Annotated in this window: 7 protein-coding genes and 1 pseudogene; 3 read left to right on the forward strand and 5 right to left on the reverse strand. The window is 72.5% G+C overall.

The features are described 5' to 3' along the window. Nucleotides 1-14 precede the first annotated feature (14 nt). The 4 genes and pseudogenes from MTQ10_RS27245 to rimP all read right to left on the reverse strand — a co-directional run. Nucleotides 15-221: pseudogene (locus tag MTQ10_RS27245) on the reverse strand (translation initiation factor IF-2 N-terminal domain-containing protein); the annotation flags it as partial. A gap of 151 nt (nucleotides 222-372) precedes the next feature. Beyond that, a complete protein-coding gene (locus MTQ10_RS27250) occupies nucleotides 373-669 on the reverse strand; it encodes a YlxR family protein (protein WP_247472904.1) in 297 nt (98 codons plus the stop codon). Between the two features lie 102 nt (nucleotides 670-771). Further along, on the reverse strand, nucleotides 772-1815 hold the full coding sequence (gene nusA, locus MTQ10_RS27255; protein ID WP_247472905.1) for a transcription termination factor NusA: 1044 nt from the start codon (nucleotides 1813-1815) through the stop codon (nucleotides 772-774). A 2-nt stretch (nucleotides 1816-1817) separates the two neighbouring features. Beyond that, nucleotides 1818-2324 carry a ribosome maturation factor RimP gene (gene rimP / locus MTQ10_RS27260; RefSeq protein WP_247472906.1) on the reverse strand — a complete coding sequence of 169 codons (507 nt, stop codon included), beginning with the start codon at nucleotides 2322-2324 and terminating at the stop codon, nucleotides 1818-1820. 278 nt (nucleotides 2325-2602) lie between these two features. On the opposite strand from rimP, the gene MTQ10_RS27265 reads away from it, so the two are divergent. From MTQ10_RS27265 to MTQ10_RS27275, 3 genes are read left to right on the forward strand one after another with little or no spacing between them, the layout of a single operon-like run. Further along, nucleotides 2603-3169: a hypothetical protein gene (locus MTQ10_RS27265; RefSeq protein WP_247472908.1), complete on the forward strand. Its 567-nt coding sequence runs from the start codon at nucleotides 2603-2605 to the stop codon at nucleotides 3167-3169. After that, nucleotides 3166-3633 carry a ferritin-like domain-containing protein gene (locus tag MTQ10_RS27270; RefSeq protein ID WP_247472909.1) on the forward strand — a complete coding sequence of 156 codons (468 nt, stop codon included), beginning with the start codon at nucleotides 3166-3168 and terminating at the stop codon, nucleotides 3631-3633. Before MTQ10_RS27265 ends, MTQ10_RS27270 begins: the two co-directional genes overlap by 4 nt. Before the next feature lie 37 nt (nucleotides 3634-3670). After that, the gene (locus tag MTQ10_RS27275; RefSeq protein ID WP_247472910.1) at nucleotides 3671-4570 is read left to right on the forward strand and encodes an aminoglycoside phosphotransferase family protein; all 900 of its coding nucleotides are present in this window, start codon (nucleotides 3671-3673) and stop codon (nucleotides 4568-4570) included. Between the two features lie 147 nt (nucleotides 4571-4717). Here the strand turns inward: MTQ10_RS27275 and MTQ10_RS27280 are convergent. Further along, on the reverse strand, nucleotides 4718-5638 hold a 921-nt coding region (locus MTQ10_RS27280; RefSeq protein WP_247472911.1), incomplete at its 5' end, for a YbaK/EbsC family protein.

Genomic DNA, 5638 nt, shown 5'->3' on the forward strand with positions numbered 1-5638 from the left:
GGAGATTGTTAAAAGGGACAGGCCTTGCGCGGGGCGGGCTTGCCGGCGGACTTGCCGTTGCCACCGCCCTGGAAGGCGTCGGTCAGCTTGCGTACTACGGGTGCTTCGATCGTCGAAGACGCCGAACGAACAAATTCACCGAGTTCCTGGAGCTTGGCCATGACGACCTTGCTCTCCACACCGAACTCCTTGGCGAGTTCGTATACCCGGACCTTAGCCACTTCGCTCCTTTGAGGTCCGGGTTGCGGCCGGACCGTCGCTAGTTCATGGGCGTACTCATCGCGTACTCATCGAGTGCTCATCGCAATCTCGACCTGCTTTCGACTCGCGAGGTACCTACACCGCACGGGGTTCCGTGCGGTACGTCTTTCCTTACCGTGTTGCCTGCTCGGCAACTGTTGTCCGCTCGACGTACTGGCGCAACGCCTTTGTGTCGAGCGCTCCCGGGGCGCGCAGTGCCCTCGTGAACGCCCGGCGGCGCACCGCCTGGTCGAGACAGACCTGGGCGGGGTGGAGGTATGCACCCCGGCCGGGCAGCGTACCGCGTGGATCAGGGACGCACTCGTCCTTGATCGCCACGATCCGCAGCAGATCCGTCTTGGCCGCTCGTTCCCGGCACCCCACACAGGTGCGTTCCGGGCATGCTCGGGCCCGTGTCCGGCCAGACACAGCTAAGTCTACCTCCCCGTACGCACCTCACCCCTTCGGGGCAGATGTCGAACACCTGGCGCGTACAAACCTGTCGTGATCTCAGCGCCCCGCGGCCGGGATCTATTCCCCGCCGCGCCGGCCCGCCTGCTGACCTGCCTGGGCGCGGCCCTGCGGCTGCCCCGGCTCGCCCTGCTCGGTGTCGGGGCGGATGTCGATCCGCCAACCGGTGAGCCGGGCCGCGAGACGGGCGTTCTGCCCTTCCTTGCCGATGGCGAGGGAGAGCTGGTAGTCGGGCACGGTCACCCGGGCGGACCGGGTCGCCATGTCGACGACCTCGACCTTGCTCACCCGAGCGGGTGACAGGGCGTTCGCGACCATCTCCGCCGGGTCGTCCGACCAGTCGACGATGTCGATCTTCTCGCCGTTCAGCTCGCCCATCACGTTGCGCACCCGGCCGCCCATGGGGCCGATGCAGGCGCCCTTGGCGTTCAGCCCCGCGCGCGTGGACCGTACGGCGATCTTCGTGCGGTGGCCGGCCTCGCGGGCGATCGCGGCGATCTCGACGGAACCGTCGGCGATCTCCGGCACCTCCAGCGCGAACAGCTTCTTCACCAGGTTCGGGTGGGTGCGCGACAGCGTGACGGACGGCCCGCGCACGCCCTTCGCCACCCGGACGACGTACGAGCGCAGCCGCATGCCGTGCGGGTACTGCTCGCCGGGGACCTGCTCCTGCACCGGGAGGATGGCCTCCAGCTTGCCGATGTCCACGAGCACGTTCTTCGGGTCGCGGCCCTGCTGGACCACACCGGTGACGATGTCGCCCTCACGGCCCGCGTACTCGCCGAGCGTCGCGTCGTCCTCGGCGTCGCGCAGCCGCTGCAGGATGACCTGCTTGGCCGTGGTGGCGGCGATACGGCCGAACCCGGACGGGGTGTCGTCGAACTCGCGGGGCTCCTGCCCCTCCTCCAGGTCCTCCGGGTCCTCCTTCGCCCACACGGTCACATGCCCGGTCTCCCGGTTCAGCTCCACGCGCGCGTGGCGGCGGCTTCCCTCGGTGCGGTGGTAGGCGATGAGGAGGGCGGACTCGATCGCCTCGACCAGCAGATCGAAGGAGATCTCCTTCTCCCGTACCAAGCCCCGCAGGGCGCTCATGTCGATGTCCACGGCTACGCCTCCTCCGCTTCCTCTTCGTGCTTTTCCTTGCGATTGAACTCGACCTGCACGCGCGCCTTCGCGATATCCCCGAAGGCGAGTCTGCGCGCGGTGGGCCTGCGCCCCTTGACCCCGGGCACTTCCAGGTCGAGTCCCTCGTCGTCGACCGCGGTGATCCGGGCGACCAGGTCGCCGCCCTCGCTCAGCTGGAACTTCACCAGACGGCCTGTGGCGCGGACATAGTGCCGGTGCTCGGTGAGGAGGCGTTCCGCGCCCGGGGTGCCGACCTCGAGGGTGTACTCGCCCTCGCCCATCGCGTCCGTCTCGTCGAGCTTCGCCGAGAGCGCACGGCTCACATCGGCGATCTTGTCCAGGTCGGCCCCGGTGTCGGAGTCGACGACGACGCGCAGCACACGGCGGCGTCCGACGGAGTCCACGGCGATCTCTTCGAGGTCCAGGCCCTGGGCGGCGACGAGGGGTTCCAGCAGGTCTCGCAGCCTCTCGCTCTGGGTGGTGCTCATCCGGGTGACTCCTCGGCCGCGTGTGCTGTTGTGGGATGGTCGCGTGTCTGGTCAAAGGGTATCCGGTCGCGGAGGGTGTTGCCGTCCACCTGTGCACGGAGGGTGGCGGGACGTGGCTTCGGGTCGCCGGTGGCCGGCGCCGGCCACCGTGGCTGCTCGTGACCACCGCGTGACCCCCGCGGTGCCGATGAGTGGCCGCGCGGGCGGGCGCGGGTACGGTGATCACGGACCCTGCGGTCCGCCGTCCCCTCCGTACGACTTCCCCGAGGACGCCTGCCGTGCCGTTCCCCGCCCCGCCGCGCATCCCTCCGGGGCCGCGCAGAAGATCCCTGCTCGCCACGGCCGCGGGTGCCGTGCTGCTCGCCGGCTGCTCGGACGCTCCCGAGGGCTCCGGCGGCCACACGGCGGGCAGCCCGTCGCTCGGCGAGCGCACACGCGCGCGTGCCGCGCTGGACAGCCGGGGCCTGGTGGAGCAGTACGACGCCGTGCTCGCCGCCCGTCCCGCGCTGACGGCACGGCTCGCGCCGCTGCGGGCGGAGGTCGTGCGGCACGTGGAGGCGTTCGGTGGCCGTACGGCGCACGGGGCGCCGGCATCGGCCTCGCCGAGCGGGTCGGCCTCCGCTTCCGCATCGCCTTCCGCTTCGGTGTCGCCCTCCGCTCCGGGGGTGCCGGTGCCGGGTGACGACAAGGCCGCGCTGGCCTACCTGGCCGGCGCCGAGAAGGAGCTCGCCGACCGGCGGACCGCCGCGCTCGACGGCCTCGACGGGGAGCTGGCCCGGCTGCTGGCGTCCGTGGCGGCGGCCGGTGCGGTGCACGCGTATCTGCTGACGGAGGCGGCGAGATGAGCGGGGCAGGGGTTCCGGAACAGCTGGAGGCGCTACAGGCCGCGCTGGCCGCCGAGCACGCCGCCGTGTACGGGTACGGCGTCGTCGGCGGCCGGATCGACGCCGGGCGCCGCACGGAGGCACGGGCCGCGTACGACGCCCACCGGGCACGCCGGGACGCCCTGACGCGCGAGGTGCGGGACCTGGGCGGCACGCCGGTCGCCGCGGCGGCGGGGTACGCGCTGCCGTTCCCGGTGCCGGACGCGACGGCTGCCGTACGGCTCGCGGCCCAGCTCGAGCAGCGGGTCGCCGGGGTCTACTCCGACCTGGTGCGGGCCACGGCCGGGAAGCGGCGCCGGGAGGCGGCGGGTGCGCTGCGGGAGGCCGCGGTGCGGGCCGTGCGGTGGAGCGGGGAGAGCGTAGCCTTCCCTGGGCTCGCGGAACGGGCCACGGAAGGAACGGCCGCACCGACGCCGACGGCGTAGCGCCGCGGAGCTGAAAGAGAAGGGGATCGACTCGCGTATGGCTTTCGAACCGCCGCAGCGTCTGGTGAGGGCGCTCGGTGAGACGGCACCGGACGGTGACGCCTGGCTGGAGCAGCTGCCGGAGGCGGCGAGCCGGGCGGTGGCGCAGCGCGAGTTGACCGTGGAGCGGGTGCAGGTCCCCGGGGGCCGCAGCAGCCTCGTACTGCTCGTACGGCGCCCGGACGGCACGCCGGCGGTGCTCAAACTGGCGCCGCCGCGCGCCCGGCCGGAGGCGGAACACGCCGCGCTCGCGCACTGGGGCGGGCGGGGCGCGGTACAGCTCCTGGACGCGGACCCGGCGCGGGGGGTGCTGCTGCTGGAGCGGCTGCACCCGGACGTGTCGGTGCGCTCGCTCCCCGAGGCGAAGGCGCTGCTGGAGGCTGCGGGCACGCTGAGGCGGCTGTGGGTGGAGCCGCCCGCCGGCTTCGCCTTCGAGACGGTCGGGGCGCGAACGGGCCGTCAGGCGGAGGCGATGCGGGCCACGGCGGAGCGGGACGCCGAGGTGGCGCCGCTGGTGGAGGAGGCTCTGCGGGCGCGGGAGCTGCTGCTGGCGGACCCGCCGGAGGCTCGGCTGTTGCACGGCACGTTCCGGCAGAGCAAGGTGCTGTCGGCGGACCGGATGCCGTGGCTCGCGGTGGGCCCGGACCCGGTGGTCGGGGAGTGCGCGTTCGACCTGGCCCGCCTGGTCCGCGACCGAGTGGAGGACCTGATCGCCTCCCCCTCGGGACCGGGCACGACGAGACGCCGGGTGAAGAGGCTGGCGGAGTCCCTGGAGGTCGACCAGGAACGCCTGCGGGGCTGGACGCTGTTCCGAGCGGTGGAATCCGGAGTACGGGCACGACGGGTCGGACGCGAACGGGACGCGGAGCTGCTGCTGGAGTTCGCAAGCTGGCTGTGAGGCGGCGGGGGACGTCGATGCGGCCGCAGGCCGGCAGGTCGGCGCACGGGCCGCCCGCTTGACGGCAATTGTCGCCCAGGAGCGGGCGGCCCACGCGGCAAGTCCGGCCCCCGGCAGCGCGCCGCACTGCCGGCCGGTCGGCCCGGTTCACGCCGTGAGTCGGGCCACCGCTTCCTCTGCCGGGAGTTCCTCGCGTTCGCCCGTGCGGCGGTTCTTCAGTTCGAGTACGCCTTCGCTCGCGCGGCGGCCCGCGACCAGGATCCAGGGGACGCCGATCAGTTCCGCGTCGGTGAACTTCACGCCCGGGGACACGCCCGCCCGGTCGTCGACGAGGACGCGTACGCCCGCCGCGGCGAGCTTGTCGGAGACGTCGAGGGCCAGTTCGGTCTGAAGGGCCTTGCCCGCGGCGACGACGTGGACGTCGGCGGGGGCGACCTCGGCGGGCCAGCACAGGCCCTTGTCGTCGGCGGTCTGCTCGGCGAGGGCGGCCACGGCGCGGGAGACGCCGATGCCGTAGGAGCCCATGGTGACGCGGACCGGCTTGCCGTTCTGGCCGAGGACGTCGAGCTTGAGGGCGTCGGTGTACTTGCGGCCCAGCTGGAAGATGTGGCCGATCTCGATGGCGCGGTCGAGCTTCAGTCCGCTGCCGCAGTTCGGGCAGGGGTCGCCCTCCTGCACGACCACGACGTCGACGTACTCGTCGACCTCGAAGTCGCGGCCGGCGACGACGTTCTTGGCGTGGGTGTCCTGCTTGTTGGCGCCGGTGATCCAGGCGGTGCCGGGGGCGATGCGCGGGTCGGCGACGTACTTCACCTTCTCGCTCAGCCCCTGCGGGCCGACGTAGCCGCGTACCAGGTCGGGACGGGCGGCGAAGTCGGCCTCGGTGACCATTTCGACGACCGCCGGGGCGAAGTGGGCCTCGACCTTGTCCATGTCGACCTCGCGGTCGCCGGGGACGCCGACGGCGACGATCTCGCCGTCCACCTTGACCAGGAGGTTCTTCAGGGTGGCGGAGGCCGGGACGCCGAGGGAGGCGGCGAGGGTCTCGATGGTGGGGGTGTCGGGGGT

Source organism: Streptomyces sp. XM83C (genome assembly GCF_023072675.1).
Classification (GTDB): domain Bacteria; phylum Actinomycetota; class Actinomycetes; order Streptomycetales; family Streptomycetaceae; genus Streptomyces; species Streptomyces thermocoprophilus.